The organism is Roseivirga sp., from assembly GCF_049099775.1.
Lineage (GTDB): Bacteria > Bacteroidota > Bacteroidia > Cytophagales > Cyclobacteriaceae > Roseivirga.
In genome coordinates, this window is record NZ_JAGDZM010000007.1 from 208,329 (window position 1) to 224,483 (window position 16,155).

General features: G+C 39.8%; 16 protein-coding genes. 8 read left to right on the forward strand and 8 right to left on the reverse strand.

Annotated features, from left to right (window positions below; genetic code table 11):
- Window positions 1-1,098 carry a vWA domain-containing protein gene (locus JXQ92_RS11940; protein ID WP_421986848.1) on the reverse strand — a complete coding sequence of 366 codons (1,098 nt, stop codon included), beginning with the start codon at window positions 1,096-1,098 and terminating at the stop codon, window positions 1-3.
- Between the two features lie 194 nt (window positions 1,099-1,292).
- On the opposite strand from JXQ92_RS11940, the gene JXQ92_RS11945 reads away from it, so the two are divergent.
- The 4 genes from JXQ92_RS11945 (at window position 1,293) to JXQ92_RS11960 (ending at window position 3,696) form a co-directional block, all read left to right on the forward strand.
- Window positions 1,293-1,856 (forward strand): RNA polymerase sigma factor, encoded by a 564-nt coding sequence (locus JXQ92_RS11945; RefSeq protein WP_421986849.1) that lies wholly within the window; start codon window positions 1,293-1,295, stop codon window positions 1,854-1,856.
- Window positions 1,853-2,626, forward strand: coding sequence for an energy transducer TonB (locus tag JXQ92_RS11950; RefSeq protein WP_421986850.1), 774 nt, complete (start codon window positions 1,853-1,855; stop codon window positions 2,624-2,626). Before JXQ92_RS11945 ends, JXQ92_RS11950 begins: the two co-directional genes overlap by 4 nt.
- A 279-nt stretch (window positions 2,627-2,905) precedes the next feature.
- Entirely contained in the window at window positions 2,906-3,334 is a 429-nt protein-coding gene (locus JXQ92_RS11955; RefSeq protein ID WP_421986851.1) for a DUF1761 domain-containing protein, read from the forward strand.
- A 185-nt stretch (window positions 3,335-3,519) separates the two neighbouring features.
- On the forward strand, window positions 3,520-3,696 hold the full coding sequence (locus JXQ92_RS11960; protein ID WP_421986852.1) for a hypothetical protein: 177 nt from the start codon (window positions 3,520-3,522) through the stop codon (window positions 3,694-3,696).
- On the opposite strand, the gene JXQ92_RS11965 is transcribed toward JXQ92_RS11960, so the two are convergent.
- Genes JXQ92_RS11965 through JXQ92_RS11975 form a run of 3 tightly spaced genes read right to left on the reverse strand, consistent with a single transcriptional unit; the run spans window position 3,693 to window position 8,589 of the window.
- Window positions 3,693-4,484: an epimerase gene (locus JXQ92_RS11965; protein ID WP_421986853.1), complete on the reverse strand. Its 792-nt coding sequence runs from the start codon at window positions 4,482-4,484 to the stop codon at window positions 3,693-3,695. The two genes, JXQ92_RS11960 and JXQ92_RS11965, sit on opposite strands and share 4 nt — an antisense overlap.
- 1 nt (window position 4,485) lies before the next feature.
- Window positions 4,486-5,625: an N-acetyl-alpha-D-glucosaminyl L-malate synthase BshA gene (gene bshA, locus JXQ92_RS11970; protein WP_421986854.1), complete on the reverse strand. Its 1,140-nt coding sequence runs from the start codon at window positions 5,623-5,625 to the stop codon at window positions 4,486-4,488.
- A gap of 30 nt (window positions 5,626-5,655) precedes the next feature.
- Window positions 5,656-8,589 carry a glycoside hydrolase family 3 N-terminal domain-containing protein gene (locus tag JXQ92_RS11975; protein ID WP_421986855.1) on the reverse strand — a complete coding sequence of 978 codons (2,934 nt, stop codon included), beginning with the start codon at window positions 8,587-8,589 and terminating at the stop codon, window positions 5,656-5,658.
- Between the two features lie 101 nt (window positions 8,590-8,690).
- Here JXQ92_RS11975 and JXQ92_RS11980 point away from each other — a divergent pair, with 101 nt between their 5' ends.
- From JXQ92_RS11980 to JXQ92_RS11995, 4 genes are read left to right on the forward strand one after another with little or no spacing between them, the layout of a single operon-like run.
- The gene (locus JXQ92_RS11980) at window positions 8,691-9,026 is read left to right on the forward strand and encodes a hypothetical protein (RefSeq protein WP_421986856.1); all 336 of its coding nucleotides are present in this window, start codon (window positions 8,691-8,693) and stop codon (window positions 9,024-9,026) included.
- A gap of 15 nt (window positions 9,027-9,041) precedes the next feature.
- Window positions 9,042-10,877, forward strand: coding sequence for a DNA mismatch repair endonuclease MutL (gene mutL, locus JXQ92_RS11985; RefSeq protein WP_421986857.1), 1,836 nt, complete (start codon window positions 9,042-9,044; stop codon window positions 10,875-10,877).
- 5 nt (window positions 10,878-10,882) lie between these two features.
- On the forward strand, window positions 10,883-11,674 hold the full coding sequence (locus tag JXQ92_RS11990; protein WP_421986858.1) for a rhomboid family intramembrane serine protease: 792 nt from the start codon (window positions 10,883-10,885) through the stop codon (window positions 11,672-11,674).
- 4 nt (window positions 11,675-11,678) lie between these two features.
- Window positions 11,679-12,599, forward strand: coding sequence for a rhomboid family intramembrane serine protease (locus tag JXQ92_RS11995; RefSeq protein ID WP_421986859.1), 921 nt, complete (start codon window positions 11,679-11,681; stop codon window positions 12,597-12,599).
- Window positions 12,600-12,615: 16 nt separating this feature from the next.
- On the opposite strand, the gene JXQ92_RS12000 is transcribed toward JXQ92_RS11995, so the two are convergent.
- From JXQ92_RS12000 to JXQ92_RS12015, 4 genes are all read right to left on the reverse strand, one after another.
- Window positions 12,616-13,032, reverse strand: a complete 417-nt coding sequence (locus JXQ92_RS12000; RefSeq protein ID WP_421986860.1) for a hypothetical protein — start codon at window positions 13,030-13,032, stop codon at window positions 12,616-12,618.
- Between the two features lie 46 nt (window positions 13,033-13,078).
- Window positions 13,079-13,927 (reverse strand): SOS response-associated peptidase, encoded by an 849-nt coding sequence (locus tag JXQ92_RS12005; RefSeq protein WP_421986861.1) that lies wholly within the window; start codon window positions 13,925-13,927, stop codon window positions 13,079-13,081.
- A 700-nt stretch (window positions 13,928-14,627) separates the two neighbouring features.
- On the reverse strand, window positions 14,628-15,674 hold the full coding sequence (gene rlmN, locus JXQ92_RS12010; protein ID WP_421986862.1) for a 23S rRNA (adenine(2503)-C(2))-methyltransferase RlmN: 1,047 nt from the start codon (window positions 15,672-15,674) through the stop codon (window positions 14,628-14,630).
- A 31-nt stretch (window positions 15,675-15,705) separates the two neighbouring features.
- Window positions 15,706-16,143, reverse strand: a complete 438-nt coding sequence (locus tag JXQ92_RS12015) for an acyl-CoA thioesterase (protein ID WP_421986863.1) — start codon at window positions 16,141-16,143, stop codon at window positions 15,706-15,708.
- Window positions 16,144-16,155 lie beyond the last annotated feature (12 nt).

The following is a 16,155-nucleotide window of genomic DNA, read 5'->3' on the forward strand; positions in this document are numbered from 1 at the left end:
TTAGAATTTTTTTCTTCTATTGCGTTTATAATCTTCAAATATGACGTGCCCCAAACCTTTCAGGCTGCTGTAGTACGCATTACCATTATTAGCAGTGGTAAATTCTTGTACAAATTGCTTTAAGTAAGGATCGGAGGCGATCATAAATGTGGTCACGGGAATATTCAACCTTCTACATTGTGTGGCCAAATTCAGTGTTTTATTTAAAATTTTAGGGTCGAGACCAAATGCGTTTTTATAGTATTTGATACCTACTTTCATACAAGTCGGTTTTCCATCAGTAATCATGAAAATCTGCTTGTTAGGATTTTTTCTACGTCTTAAAATGTCCATGGCGAGCTCTAGGCCGGCAATGGTATTGGTATGATAAGGCCCAACCTGTAAATAAGGCAGGTCTTTAATTTCTATTTGCCAAGCATCGTTCCCGAAAACAATCACGTCGATTGTGTCTTTAGGATATTTTGAGGTAACCAATTCGGCCAAAGCCATGGCCACTTTCTTAGCCGGTGTAATTCTATCCTCGCCATAAAGTATCATAGAATGGGAGATATCGATCATGAGCACTGTAGACGTTTGAGTTTTGTATTCAGTTTCTATTACCTCTAGATCGTTTTCCGTCATCATGAAATCTCCAAATCCATTATTGATTTGGGCATTTCTAATGGAGTCTGTCATGGCAATTTGCTGTATAGAATCACCAAATTCGAAAGGCCTTCTATCAGTTCCCGTTTCGTCTCCAGTACCTGAGAAGTTGGTTTTATGCTGGCCTTTGCCTGCTTTTTTTAGTTTTCCGAAGATTTCTTCTAGAGATGACCTTCTGATTTCTTGTCCTGTTTTACCTGTTACTTCAAATTTTCCATCTTGATTCTCTTCCGTTAGGTAGCCTTTTTCTTTTAGCTCATCAATGAAGTCGCCAATACCATACTGATCATCTGTAATGGAATATTGCTTGTCGATATTCGTAAGCCATGATAAAGTTTCAGATACGTCGCCACCCGTAATGCTAATGAGCTGTAGAAAAATATTGAGTAGATTATCGAAGGCAGAATCGCCTTGTGCTTTTTGAGGTATAAATTTTGAAAATCGGTATCCCTTCATAAGTTTTTATTAAACACCATTCTCTTTGAATTGGTTTAAAGAAGATTCCAAGAATTGTAAAGTGTCTAAAATCAATTAGTTAGGTAATTGGTTACCTAATTCGGTCAAATATATTAGATTGCCGTGTTTCTTTTGAATACGATATCGTTTTATGTCCAACTATTTAAAGCCGCAGTGTTAAACTAAGCTTGATTTTGACCAAACCAACCATATCGGAATTTACTGAGATAGAGCTTATTGAAAAGGCCAAGGAGGATAAAAAATTCTTCGAACCCCTTTACAAAAAGTATTACGAACAAGTTTTCAGGCTAGTGTTTTCTAGAGTTCAAGATGTGGATTTAGCAGGAGACATTACCTCAGAAGCTTTCGGGAAGGCACTATCTCATTTAAACGATTATAAGTATAAAGGTTATCCTTTATCTGCTTGGTTGGCACGAATAGCATTAAATAGTTGTTACGACTATTTCAGGTCGCAGAAAAAACAGCGACATGTTTCGTTAGAAAATTACATTTCACATGATATCGTCTTCGAAGTTGAAATCGAGGAAAATCAGAAGGAACTCTGGCTAACTATGTTGCCAGAAGTGTTGGAGAAACTTAAGCCTGCTGAAATTGAACTCATAGAGTTGAGGTTTTTTGAAGGAAAGAGTTTCGCGGAGATAGGATACATTCTGGATATTACGGAAGGCAATGCCAAAACTCGTACTTACAGAATCCTAAAGAGGTTGAAAAGATATTTTAAGCGTAGTACATCGTGAAGTACAAATTTGTAAATAAGGCAAAGAATTTAACTCCTGATGACATCAAGGCTCAGATGAACTTTGACAATGTTGTGAAGGGAGCGTCAATTTGGGCAGGATTCAAATTAGGATCTGCACTTTTAAAGTTAGGCTCTAAAGCTACGGCCAGTATTGTGGCGGGCACATCTACTGTTGTTGTAACGACCGCCATTGTGGTAGGTACCACAACAGATGTATTCAAGAAAAATGATAGTCCTGAGGAACAATTCGTCGCTACAGAAATTCAAGTAGAGGATGAACCAAAGGAAGAAGAGGTTGCAAAAGAGGCTGTTGTTGTAGATTCTTTAGCAAACATCGCTAAGCCTAAGCCGGTACCTGTTAAGCCAGCACCTAAAACTAAGGTAGTAAGTCCAATTGCGACTAATGCGAACCCTGTTTTTGAAGCCCCTGCTCAAATTGTTTATGAGGATATTAAAACAAATGCAGGGCCACTACCAAGTGTAGCTGCGTTTAAGACTTTTATTGATAATGAACTCGTTTACCCGGTACACCAAATTGGTATTGGGGATGATGAAGTTCAGAATCTTGAGGGCTATGTGGAAGTATTCTGGACAGTGAACAGAAAAGGTGAAGCCACTAATTTCAAGATTAGAAAGTCACTTGGAGAGGCCTATGACAATGAGGCCATAAGGGTGATTAAGAAGTATAAGAATTGGTCTCCTGCCACTTTCAATGGCGATGCGGTTGAGAGCAATCTCAGGTTCAGAATTTTATTCAAGAAAATGTAATTGCCACAACTTTGTGGCTTATTTCAATTCATTTGACATCAAACTATCTATGGTTTAAATTTTCCATTGATTTAGGCTATTTGACCTGATTCCATCTTTTTTGTTATATTCATAGGTTCATTTTTTTAAAAACTTGAAGGTTTCGGCCTCGTTTTATTACTGAACGCCTGTCAAATTCTCTGTCGCTCAATTGGCCTTTTGGTTCTATTGAGAGTAAGACTTACTTCATTTTTGAAGTGAGCATCACAACAAGATCGCTTTAAACTAAATTTTTTCAATATGGATTTTTCAGCTATTAATTGGCTTGCAGTAGTCGTTGCGGCCGTTGCATTTTTTGCTTTAGGCGCAGTTTGGTATGGGCCTATTTTTGGTAAAGCTTGGCAAAAGGGTGCCGGTCTTTCTGACGAAGATATTAAGAACGGCAACATGGGTAAGACCTTCGGTACCGCCTTTTTCTTTGCGCTACTTATTTCTGTAGGTATGGCTATGTTTTTCTTTGGTTTTCCTGCAGAGCCGGGTTGCGAAGTAGAAATGACAGCAGACATGGGCGCTATGTATGGCCTAATGACAGGCGTGTTCTTTTTGTTTCCATCTATCGGCATGAACTATACGTTTGCGAAGAAGTCCATGAGCTATATCTTAATCGATTCTGGTTATCACATATTGGCCTATACCATAGTTGGAGTGATTTTAGGTGCTTGGCAATAAGAGCGTCTATTTTAGAAAATTAAGTCTGTTTACATAAATAGACTTTGTGGTGTCTAAGTGTATATGGCGTCTTAAGCGTCTATACTATAGACACCAATTTTAGAGCAATGAACTTTATTTGCTTAAACCTACGTTCATAGAGGTAGGGAGAATTAAGGGGTGTGGTATATTATTAAAACAATACCATGAAAATTAGTAAGACAAAAGGAACTGTGTCATCACCTAAATCCTATAAAACGGGTTTTCAAAAGGCACAGCAGGAATATGAAAGGTTCTTGGAGATTAAGAACCGTCTAAACCAAATTAAGGCTTACCAACAACTAAAGCAAGGTGAGTTATTCTTAGAGCTAATCGAAGCTTAAAAGTCTAAAGGTGATATTAGGCTTGATTTTTTGAAATCACTATCCACAACTTTGGATGGTGAGGCGGATTCTTCACCCCAAATTGGAGGTTTGAAGCCATGTTTCGAAGCCATTTTTTCATGAACTTCTTTACGGGTTGGGTGTGCTGGCGATACTAGATTTAATATTTTTTTTTCTTCTTTTTCGGGCCACTTATTAATGTAGCTTTCAATTACCCTTAGAATATCATCTCTATGAATATAGTTTACGGGTGTATTTGCACCTTGAGTAACCTTTCCTGAAAACCATTTACCAGGTATTCTTTCACCGCCCATGAGTCCACCGCATCTAAGGATGATTAACTCTTGGTTGATTTGCGAAATCTGTAGTTCTCCTTTTACCACTGCTTTTGAAGATCCATTATCAAAATCATGCGCAGTTGTTGTATCTACTAGATCATTTGTATTTGGGTAGAATGAGGTAGAACTAATGAATATTACCTTTTTGATATTGCTCTGCTGAAGCTGATATTTTAAGTATTTGATTTGCTCTTCATAAAATTCCGGGGTGTTCTTCTTTCTACCTGGTGGTATATTAATGACGAGTAAATCTGCTCCAAAAAGCTTGTGAAATGATTCCCCAATTGGCATTGGCACTAGTTTGAACCGAACCGCATCGATTCCTTTTTCTCGTAAAACGGCTAGTTTGTCTTCTTGAGTGGTACTCCCAAAAACTTTATGACCTTTGCCAATTAGAAATTCTGCCAAAGGAAGGCCAAGCCAACCGCAACCGACTATGCTAACGGTCATATCATTCAGTGCTGGCTAAAACTGTCGCTGCTACGTCGCTATAGAACTTTTCGTAAATCGGAAGAATGACGTCAATGTCGAACGTTTTTGCTTGTTCAAGCGCATTGGTTTTAAAAGTCTCCAAGTTTTCTTCGCTTAAAATATGGAGCGCATTCTTAGTCATTTCTTCAATGTTTCCAACGTTTGACGTAAAACCAGTAACTCCATTTACATTCAACTCAGGGATACCTCCGACATTGGACGAAATTACGGGCACTTCGCAAGCCATGGCTTCAAGTGCTGCTAGTCCGAAGCTTTCTTTTTCGGAAGGCATTAAGAAAAGATCTGCTACAGAAAGTACTTCTTCCACAGCCTCTAGTTTTCCTAAGAATCTAACCTCATCATAAATACCAAGTTCTCTGCAAACTGCTTCAATATGCCCTCTCTCGGGGCCATCACCAACGAGTAAGAGCCTAGAAGGAACGGTCTCGGATATTTTATGGAAGATTTTAACCACGTCATCCACACGTTTCACTTTTCGGAAGTTAGATGTATGGACAATCAGTTTTTCACCATTCGGACAAATGGCCGTTTTAAAATGATCCTTCCGTTGTCTTTTAAATTTTGTGAGATCAATAAAGTTTGGTATCACCTCAATCTCACGCATCACATTAAAGTGTTTGTATGTATCCTTTTTTAGGTCTTCAGATACTGCCGTGACGCCATCTGACTGATTGATACTGAAAGTAACAACTGGTTCGTAAGAAGGATCTTTTCCCACAAGTGTAATGTCTGTTCCATGTAGGGTGGTTACAACGGGGATATCGATTCCTTCCGATTTCAAGATTTGTCTGGCCATTACGGCAGCAGAAGCATGCGGAATGGCATAGTGAACGTGCAATAGGTCTAACTTTTCAAATTTTACCACGTCAACCATTTTACTAGCAAGTGCTAATTCGTAAGGTGGATATTTAAATAGGGGATAAGACCTAATATTCACCTCATGGTAAAAGAGGTTTTCATTAAAAAAATCTAGTCTGGTGGGCTGCGAATATGTAATGAAGTGAACTTCATGACCGTTTTTCGCTAGGCCTTTACCTAGTTCTGTTGCGACTACTCCACTTCCTCCGAAGGTTGGGTAGCATACGATTCCTATTTTCATGAAAAAAGTAGCGTTACGGTTAGTGTAACTCTATTCTCCTGCTTTAGGTTCAAAAATTGATTGATAAAGCAAATCATGAATCCTAGTTCGGACGTTCTCTTCTATTAATTTAAAGTTGTCACTTTCAGGATATGTACGATTTGTTAAAAATATAAAGACAAGTTCTTCCGCCGGATCGGCCCATACTGCTGCACCAGTAAATCCGGTATGTCCAAAGGTACTTGCTGAAGAAAATTGACTTGTGGGCCCTTCATCTGTTCCAGTAATGGGTTTGTCCCAGCCAAGGCCGCGTCTGTTTTCTAAAAATTGTGCACTGGTAAAAATGGGTATAGTCCAGTCATTAAAATAATTGGTACCGGCATATTCCCCCATTTGCATATTCATTTGCATTAGAATGGCTAGATCATTTGCGTTGCTAAATAGGCCTGCATGCCCAGCTATACCTCCCATTAGCGTGGCGTTCTGATCATGTACATTTCCACATACTACCACGTTTCTGAAATAATCATCTACCTCTGTTGGTGCAATTTCTTCATTGTAGCCCTTTTCTAGTGGTAGAAATACGGTGCTACTTAGTCCGAGTGGATTATAGAATTCCCGATTCAAAAAGTCTTCCACAGGCTCCTCAATAATTTTTGATACTAATCGGTAAATAAGTGTATAGCCCAAGTCGGAATACAAGTAATCATAGCTCTTCTTCTTTTTAGGTAGCGTTCTTAGTTCAGAATCTATAGTCCATTGCCATACAGAGTCGCTTAAGGATGGTGGGAGTACGCGTTGTTCCTCAATTTTAAAATTGTGATTAGGACCTTGTGCATCTATAAGGTATTCTTCCTTCATGGCGCCATCACTCACTGTTTTTTCCCAAAAAGGAATGTAGGGTTTTAGGCCTGCTTGGTGCGTAAGGATGTCTCGAATGAGCAAATCTTTTTTATTGGTACTGTCTAATTCATCTAGGTAATTACCGATCGGTTGGTTTATGTCTAGCTTCTTTTCCTCATACAATTTCATCACAATCTGTGTGGTGGCAGCTACTTTGGTTATAGAGGCGATGTCGTAAATGGTGTTGTCGTCTATAGGTTTTACCTCATTATAAGTTTGATAGCCAAAATTCTTTTGGTAAACCACTTTACCTTTTCTTGCTACAACTACTTGGGCACCGGGCGTTGCTTTTTCTCGAATGGCCTCTTCTATGATAGTATCAATTTTTCGAAGAGAATCTATATGCATACCGACTTCGGATGGTAAACCATAACTTAACCTAGAGGTGGTCAGCGTTTCAATACCAAGACCTGCTTTGAATTTTTCGCTGGCCGAAATGGGAAGTTTACCTTCAGCTTTAATGGCGCCAAAAATTATTTGAGGGACTAAATTTTGAGTAATCTCATTGTCTTCATAGGTGCATATCAGGTTTTTAATGCCTGTGAAATATTGTAGACTATAAGCGTTGCCAAAGGCTACCACAATCACCTTTGTCCTCTTTTGAAGTTTTCTTATAAATTCGATTTCATTAAGGTTTACACCATGTCGATTTTTAGGAGAGTTTGTAATGCCATGGTAACCGACAACTACAGTCTTGTACTTAGCCATTGAATCAAGTGCTGCATTGTCTAAGGAGTCTATTTTTACATGATCGAAACGAGCATACTTACCTAGCATCCGTTCAAATTCAGCGTTTTCACCACCACCAACTTGAAGTGAAGCCATTTCATTTTTCCCTAAATCGAGCATAGGTAAAAGTTCTTCTTGATTATCTACTACTGTAATGGCTTTTTGGTATAGAATTCTATTGAGGAGTTGGGCATAGTCATTATTTATTCGCTTCGTTAAGTTGTTGGTATTGATTGGCGAATAGTCATTTAGGCCAAACCAGTATTTAGCCCTCAATATTTTCTTTACCCTTTCGTCGATCGACGCTTGATCTAGCTTTTTCTTTTTGATCGCTTTTTTGACTTGCTTAATGGCTTTCGGTACATCCAGCGGAAAAAGGATGACATCATTTCCGGCCTGAAGGGCTTTTACATCGGCTTCCCCCGGATTGTAATATTTAGCCACGCCTTGCATATTCATGGCGTCGGTAAATGCTAGACCATCAAATTTTAAGTCGTTTCTTAATAAGTCAGTCACCACTTTATTGCTTAGGGTAGTTGGCATATTTTCACGGTCATCATAAGCAGGGACTTGTAAATGGGCAATCATTATACTCATTAGGCTGTCCTTCATCAGCTGCTTGAAAGGATAGAGTTCTGTCTCGGTCATTCTTTCTGTAGAATGGTTGATTACTGGTAAATCATAGTGAGAGTCTACTCCAGTGTCGCCATGGCCAGGAAAGTGCTTGGCATTTGCCATTACGCCATTGTCTTGAAGCCCTTTCATGTAGGCTATTCCTTTATCTGAAACCTTGAACTTGTTCTCACCAAAAGATCGGTAGCCGATTACCGGATTATTTGGATTCACGTTGACATCAACTACTGGGGCGAAATTGATGTGCATGTTTAATAGGTGGAATTGATTGGCTACTTCTTTACCCATCTCATAAATCCACTTATTGTCCTTGATAGCACCCAGTGTCATCTGTTTAGGAAAATCCATCACACTGTCTAGTCGCATGCCAATGCCCCATTCGGCATCCATAGCAATGGCCAAAGGAATTTTAGATTTAGCTTGATATCGATCGTTGAGTTTTGCCTGCCTGTATGGGCCACCTTGGAAAAATATAAGTCCACCGATGTTGTATTCGGTAATGAGTTTATCAATTTCTTGATAGTGCTTTTCATCGCGATTAGAGTATGCCGCCACCATAAAAAGTTGGCCTAGCCTCTCATCAAGTGTCAACTCATTAAAGATACTGTCTACCCATTGCTCTTGAGCCTTAGTATCTATTTTCTTATAGATCTTTTGACCTTTTAGTGAGACAATTCCAACCCAAGAAACGAGTAAGAGTAGGGTAACTTTTTTAATCATAGCAGCGTAAGCACTTTCAATACAAATAAATAAACTATATTTTTAGGACATAGTTAAAACGTTAAAAAAGGAGCATTGATATGATGAAACTGCCAAGTTTAATGAAGAAAGCCAAATACCAGCGCTTTGATGTGGCTCCTCGTTACTATGATCCAATAAAAGAAGATATAGAAAACAGGACCTCAAGAATCAAGGCGGAGTTAGGTATGCTCGACGATGATTCTGATCTAGGGTACGGTTCTCAAATATCTGGTTCATTCCGAAAAAATATGAAGCACGCCAAAGGAAATGGCGTAGGCCAAACGGCTATGCTTAGGTTAGTTATCATGATTGTTTTAGTCATGTTTGCCGGCGGCTTCGTTTATATCGGATCTGACATCTTTTATTTAGCCTTACTCTATATTCCGTTTTATCTTTGGAAGAAATTTAAAAGCTAGATTCCAAAGTTTCGAATGCCCGACATTATCAAGTTATTACCGGACAACATTGCCAATCAGATTGCGGCGGGTGAAGTTGTTCAGCGTCCAGCCTCTGTTGTAAAGGAGTTGTTGGAGAATGCTATCGATGCTGGTGCTACGGACATTAAATTGATCGTAAAGGAATCGGGCAAATCCTTAATTCAAGTAGTTGATAACGGTGCTGGTATGTCGAATACCGATGCCAGAATGTGTTTTGAAAGACACGCTACCTCCAAAATTAGATCTGCAGATGACCTTTTTGCCATCAAAACAATGGGTTTTAGGGGAGAGGCCATGGCTTCCATAGCCGCGATTGCTCAGGTGGAGTTAAAATCGCGTCGGGTTGAGGATGAACTTGGAGTTCGAATTAACATTGAGGCTTCTGAAGTAAAATCTCAAGAAGCAGTAGCAACGCCGGTGGGTACTTCTACTTGCGTAAAGAATTTATTTTTCAATGTTCCTGCTCGTCGAAATTTCTTAAAGTCGAATGCTGTTGAAATGCGCCACATTGTTGATGAATTTCAAAGAGTAGCTTTAGCAAATTCTGAGGTCGCCATGTCGCTATACCAAAACGACATGGAAGTTTATCAGCTCTCAGGTGGTAAACTTAGCAAAAGGGTAGTCGGCATTTTTGGTAAGAAATACCAAGATCAGATGGCTTCTTGTGAAGAGGAAACTGATGTAATGCGGGTATATGGTTATGTAGGCAAACCTGAGTTTGCTAAAAAAACCAGGGGTGAGCAGTTCTTTTTTGTCAATGATCGGTTCATCAAGAGTAATTACCTCAATCATGCAGTGGTTACTGCTTTTGAAGGCTTACTCCAAGAATCTACTTATCCTTTTTACACGCTTTTCATTGAAATTGACCCTAAGCATATCGATATCAATGTTCATCCAACGAAAACAGAAATTAAGTTTGACGATGAGCGAACCGTTTATGCCATAGTAAAGGCGGCCGTACGTCAGGCTTTAGGAACACATAATATTGCGCCAGCCATCGATTTTAATCAGGATGTGAACTTTAGGTCATTTCAAGCACCGCCTTCTTCTGGAAACAGTATGAAAGCGGCCGACCGAGACTATGGTCAGTTTAAATCTTTCGAAAAGAAACAGCCGGCTGGTCAGTGGGAAAAGCTTTATGACGGTTTGCAGAAGGAAATTTCGCAAACGGAAACGGAGAATGCTCAATTAGATATTCACCCTGAATCTCAGAGTACCATTACACTCGGCAGTGCGGCTAATTCGTTGGCTCCTGAACCCTCAAGAGAAACAAAGCCCTATTTTCAGATACACCAGCGCTATTTGGCTACTCATGTTAAGTCAGGTTTAATGCTCGTCGATCAGCAAGCTTCACATGAGAGAATATTGTATGAGAAGTTTCTGCTTCAACTAGAAAATAGATCGGGGGCCTCGCAGCAAAGCTTGTTTCCGCAAACGCTTACCTTGAACCCAGCCAATTTTTCACTGATTCAAGATATTAAGGATGAATTGAACGCGATTGGTTTCGAATTTTCTGATTTCGGATCTAATACGATTGTCATCAATGGTGTGCCGGCGGATTTGAAAACAACGAATGAGAAAGTGTTGTTTGAGGGGTTTATAGAGCAGTTTAAACAAAATCAGTCCGAGCTCAGTATCACCAATGATGAAAACGTAGCACGGGCAATCGCGAAAAGATCTTCAATAAAAGTGGGTCAAGTGTTAACCCAACAGGAGATGTCATCGTTAATTGATCAGCTCTTTGCCTGTAAAAACCCGAATTATTCTCCGGATGGCAGGAAGACTACTTTTATTCTTGAATTGGAAAAGATAAGCCAGTTCTTTAATTAGCATTTATGTTCGGACGTATCACGCCAATAGTTAAGAATTTATTAATCATTAATGTCGCCCTGTTTTTGGTGCCTACATTCCTCAATATGGATTTGGGCAGGGTGTTCGGTCTCTATTTTGTCTATTCAGAAAATTTTAGACCATTTCAGTTTGTCACCTATATGTTCTTACATGGCGGCAACATGCACCTTTTTGGCAATATGTTGATGCTGTTTTTTATAGGCCCAATGCTTGAAAATACGCTGGGCTCCAAGAAATTCCTGATTCTCTATATGGTGACGGGCCTTGGTGGAGGTATTCTCTATACGGCTGCCAATTATGCGGAAATGAGTGCCATCAAGAATGATGTAGATCGCTATATCAGTGCCCCGAATTCGCAAAGTTTTAATGAATTAATGGTGGCGCATGCCGACAATATTTACAATCAAAATATCTACCGATTTACGGATCAATATTCGCGAAATGAGAATGACCCAGTCTTAGTGCAACAATCGATTGGGTATGCAAGAGGCCTCTATGCTTATTTTGGGGATTACCCTATGGTAGGTGCTTCTGGAGCCGTGTATGGAATTTTGGCCATGCTGGGTTTACTATTTCCTAATATGGAACTACGGCTCTTTTTTATGTTCCCGATCAGAGTAAAATATTTAGTAGGGTTTTTAATAATTGCAGAAGTTTTCTCGGAGTTTCAGCGAACGCCAGGCGATAATGTCGCGCATTTGGCGCATTTAGGAGGGGCCCTCTTTGCATGGGGTTTGTTAAGATATTGGCAAAAGCAAAACGGAAGTTTTTCTTAATACGATGAATAGTATTCTAGACGATTTTAAATTAGCTTTTAAAACAGGAAATGTCCTTAATCAGATCATTGTTATCAATGTTGTGGTATTTCTGTTTATGGGAGTACTGGCGGTCTTACTTACACTAGGTGGCCAGGCTGAGTTATACGACCAAATAAGTCTTAATTTGATGTTGCCAGCTGATCCTGCACGATTTATTTATAAACCCTGGACGCTAATTACTCATTTCTTTTTTCATCAAGGCTTCTTTCACATCCTTTTCAATATGCTGTGGATGTATTGGTTTGGAAAGATTATCACAGAATATTTAGGTCAGAATAAGCTTTTGGGTTTTTATGTTTGGGGTGGAATTGGTGGAGGATTGTTCTATCTGCTTATTTATAACGTATTACCGTTTTTCGAATCTCAAGTGGCGCTTTCAGTCCTTTTAGGAGCATCTGCAGGCGTTACGGCTATTGTTGTGGGAGCTGCCACTTTTCAACCAAATTTCACGGTTCAATTGATTCTTATTGGCCCAGTCAAACTAAAATATATAGCTGCTGCCAGTGTAGCCATTTCGTTCTTACAATCTACCGGGACTAATGCTGGTGGAGAGATAGCACATTTGGGTGGTGCTCTTGTTGGTTATTTTGGAATGACGCAACTGCAAAAGGGTAATGATTGGAGCAAACCAGTTGTTGGTTTTGTACTTTGGGTAAAAAGCCTTTTCAAGCCGCAGTCAAAGATTAAAGTTTCTTATAGAAGCGAGAAAACGCAAAAGAAGCAGGCCACAACGAAAAAAGCCGCTCCTAAGCCAAAACAGAAATCTAAAGAAGAAACAAGTCAAGCCGAAATTGATGCGATTTTAGATAAAATATCGGATAAGGGTTATGATGCATTGAGCAAGTCAGAAAAACAGAAACTCTTCAACGCAAGTAAAGATTAGTTGTCGGAACACAGCCTTAGAACTTCTTCTCTTTGGGCTTATGATGTTTTAGACTCAGGTATTTATCAATTTTCTCTTTTCGGTACACGTCAGCCCAAAAGCGTTTGACTAAGCCGGGGAAAACTTTCAATAGCTTTTCCAAAGCCTCCCCATTTACCCTTGTCCATGTATGTTCTGTGCCCTTATCAGAAATAGCTTCAATTGTCACTTTTACCTTTTTGAAAGAAGGCCGATAGTCTTCTCTTAGGTCGCTCACCATATCTATTTCCTGAATAATATTGTCACGAATTTCTTCTGTTATTTTTTGTGGTGTACCATCATCTACCTTTAAAAACCAACTGTTTCTTTGGTACCAAATCTTCATGAAAAAAGTCTTTTCATAGAGGTCCCCACTTTTCATTTTCGCAATAAACTTGCCCTCTTGAAACTTCATGTTTCAATACTACTAAAATTAGTAATCAACTAAAATAATTAGAATACTAAAATAATGAGACTTGTGGATCTTTTGGGTTTCCATATTCACTCCAGTGCTGACCTAGCTCTGGGTAATTCATCGGTACTTGCACCTCGGGAATATTAGCATTGACTTTATTACTCTTTAGCCCCTGCCGAACAGGGATGGCTTTCATGCTATCTTCTGGAAAAGGTTGACAGAAACTTAATACATCTTCATAGGCCATTTCTCCGTCCAGCCAGTTACTCCATTCTTCTGGAGTAAGCATTACTGGCATTCGAGATCCGCTATGGGCTTTAGGGTTATTGTGAATCACCTTCATCATGGCGTTAGGCGTCGTGGTGATTATGCTGCAGGTTTTTATGGTATCGCCAGATTGTGGGTCAGTCCATTCGTCATGAAGCCCTGCGAAAGCAAAAACGGGGTGGTCTTTTAAAGTAATAAAGTGTGGGTAAGTCATCTTTTTGCCTTCTGCATGATAGAATTCGTAAAATCCACTGGCTAGAATAAGGCATCTATTCTGTTTATAGAGCCTTTTCCAGGTAGTCTTTTCTGCCAGTCCTTCTGCCATTGCATTGGCCGTTTTGGAGTAGTAATTTCCAAAATCCCAGGGGTGTAGCATTCGACCGTTTTTCTCAATGTATTTTGCAAAAGGAGGAATTACGCCCCAGCGTAGAAGCTGTACTTCTGATGGTTCACCTTGTGTAATAACGGGTAATTCTGGGTGCCAGTCTTTGTAGGCGTCTATAAAATAGAGCGGTTGTACGCCTTCCTTTATGATCGATTCAAACTCATTGCCCGAAAGCTTTCCATAGATTTCTTGAATATCAAGCCATTGCTTATGGCTCATTTTAGCGGAGAGGGAATAACACATGGTTCAGGGTAAAGCTCAATTTAGCTAATTATTTGCAACCGTATTTTTCCACTAAGTAGAAGTCAATTTGATTTTCTGGAGGTGTCATGGGGAAAAAAATAAGCGAAAATATCTTGACCTTTTTTTCCGAAAGAATCTTCAGCACAATAGGATTGTCTGGTTTTTACAGCTTTGATCTATCTAATTGTTTGTCAAACTGAGCATCCGATGGAGGATTATTTTTTCTCAAACACTCGGTATGGGTACAATGCTAGTTCAGACATACGATTGGTTTGTGGCTTATAACAATAGTGGAGTAGCCTTGTGGGATTAAAATGGTGCTCCAACCAATGGAACTTCAAATAGTCAAAGAACTTATTTATACGATGCGGGTACTGAAGATGACGAAGCCGTAGGTTTTGGCGCAAACCAAGCACCAAGACAAGGAGGACCTAACCAAGGATCAGCCGATGGTAATACTGAAGCGAGAAGAGTAGCTGAACTTAATGATGTGCAGTTCGGAAAAGGCCTAATTTCTAACGGCCCTGGTACAACTTACTTAAGGGACCCAAGAGGAGGTTATAATATTATTCGAGTTGATATTCAACAGAACTAATTCAAAGTGTATGGGATAGCAAAACTGTCTTGTTTTAATGGCATAAGCGATTGTTGTTTACTTATGTTGATAGCCCCCGGCCCATTTAGGTTGGGGGATTTTCAATTAGCTCTTATTGGCAAGTTGGCCGCAAGCAGCGTCAATGTCTTTACCTCGGCTACGCCTAACATTCACTATAATGCCTTTGGCTTCAAGAATACGTTTGTACATATCGAGGCTTTCAGGTGCTGCTTGTTGAAATTCACCATCATCAATCGGATTGTACTCGATAATGTTCACTTTAGAAGCTACTCGTCCGCAGTATTTAGCAAGGGCTTTGGCGTGTTTCTCGTCGTCGTTGATGCCTCTCCAAACTACATATTCAAAAGTTACTTTTCGGTTTGTTTTGCTATGCCAATACTGAAGTGATTCCGCTAGTTCTGCCAAGTTGCTTTTCTCATTAATGGGCATCATGCGCGACCTAGATTCGTCTATTGCAGAATGGAGTGATACAGCTAAGTTGAATCTCACTTCATCATCAGCTAGCTGTTTTATCATTTTTGGAATGCCAACAGTAGAAAGTGTTACGCGCCTTGGCGACATGCCGAGACCTTCTGGCGATGTGATTTTATCGATTGAGGCGAGCACGTTCTTATAGTTCAGCAATGGTTCGCCCATACCCATATAAACTATGTTGGTGAGCGGTCTTTCAAAGTACAAATCACCTTGTTCTTTAATGGCTACTACCTGATCATAGATTTCATCTGGGTTCAGGTTGCGCATGCGTTTCAGGCGTGCCGTTGCACAGAAATTACAGTCAAGGCTGCAGCCTACTTGAGAAGAAATACAGGCAGTAATTCGCGATTCGGTAGGGATCAAGACAGATTCTACCACAAGGTTATCATGTAACTTGACGGCATTTTTAATAGTGCCATCAGTACTTCGTTGCATCTGGTCTACTTTGATGAGCTTAAAGAGAAAGTGCTCCTTAAGTTTTTCGCGCATCTTCAAAGAGATATTGGTCATCTGGTCGAAATCTTTTGCCGATTTCTTCCAAAGCCATTCATAAACCTGCTTAGCACGAAATGCTTTTTCACCTTCTGCCTCGAAAAACGCCTTAATGTCGTCGAGTGAAAGTTGACGGATATCTCTTTTCTCAGGTGCTGATGTCATAGTCGCAAAGGTAGTATTAAACGGGCAAAGGCTAAGCTTTCAGGCTATCAAGCTTGCTTTTGATTGGTTCGGGCATCAGGCTTATTTTTTTAGCCTCGTAATTGTAGAAGGCAATGCCCGTTTTGCCCAAGGCAATCAGCCTGTTTGGCGTACCAGTGCTCAACTTGTAAAACAGATCCATGCTTTTTGGTGTAGAATCGCCAAGGAAAATGGCTACATGGATTTTATCCCCATGAAAACCCTCTCCCTTATATTGAATTGCGGTATCCGCTTGAATTGTGCCTACACCGTCAATATTCAATTCGTCGGTGTAACCTAGGCTTTTATAGAACTGAAATCTTGCTTCGTGCATTAAACTCAGCACGCTATCGTTCCCTAAATGATTCCCATAATTGATATCAGATATTCTAACAGTCAATGTTGTTTCGAATACCTGATTTTTAGGGAGTTCTATTTTTATTCTTGACATAGCTCTAATTGA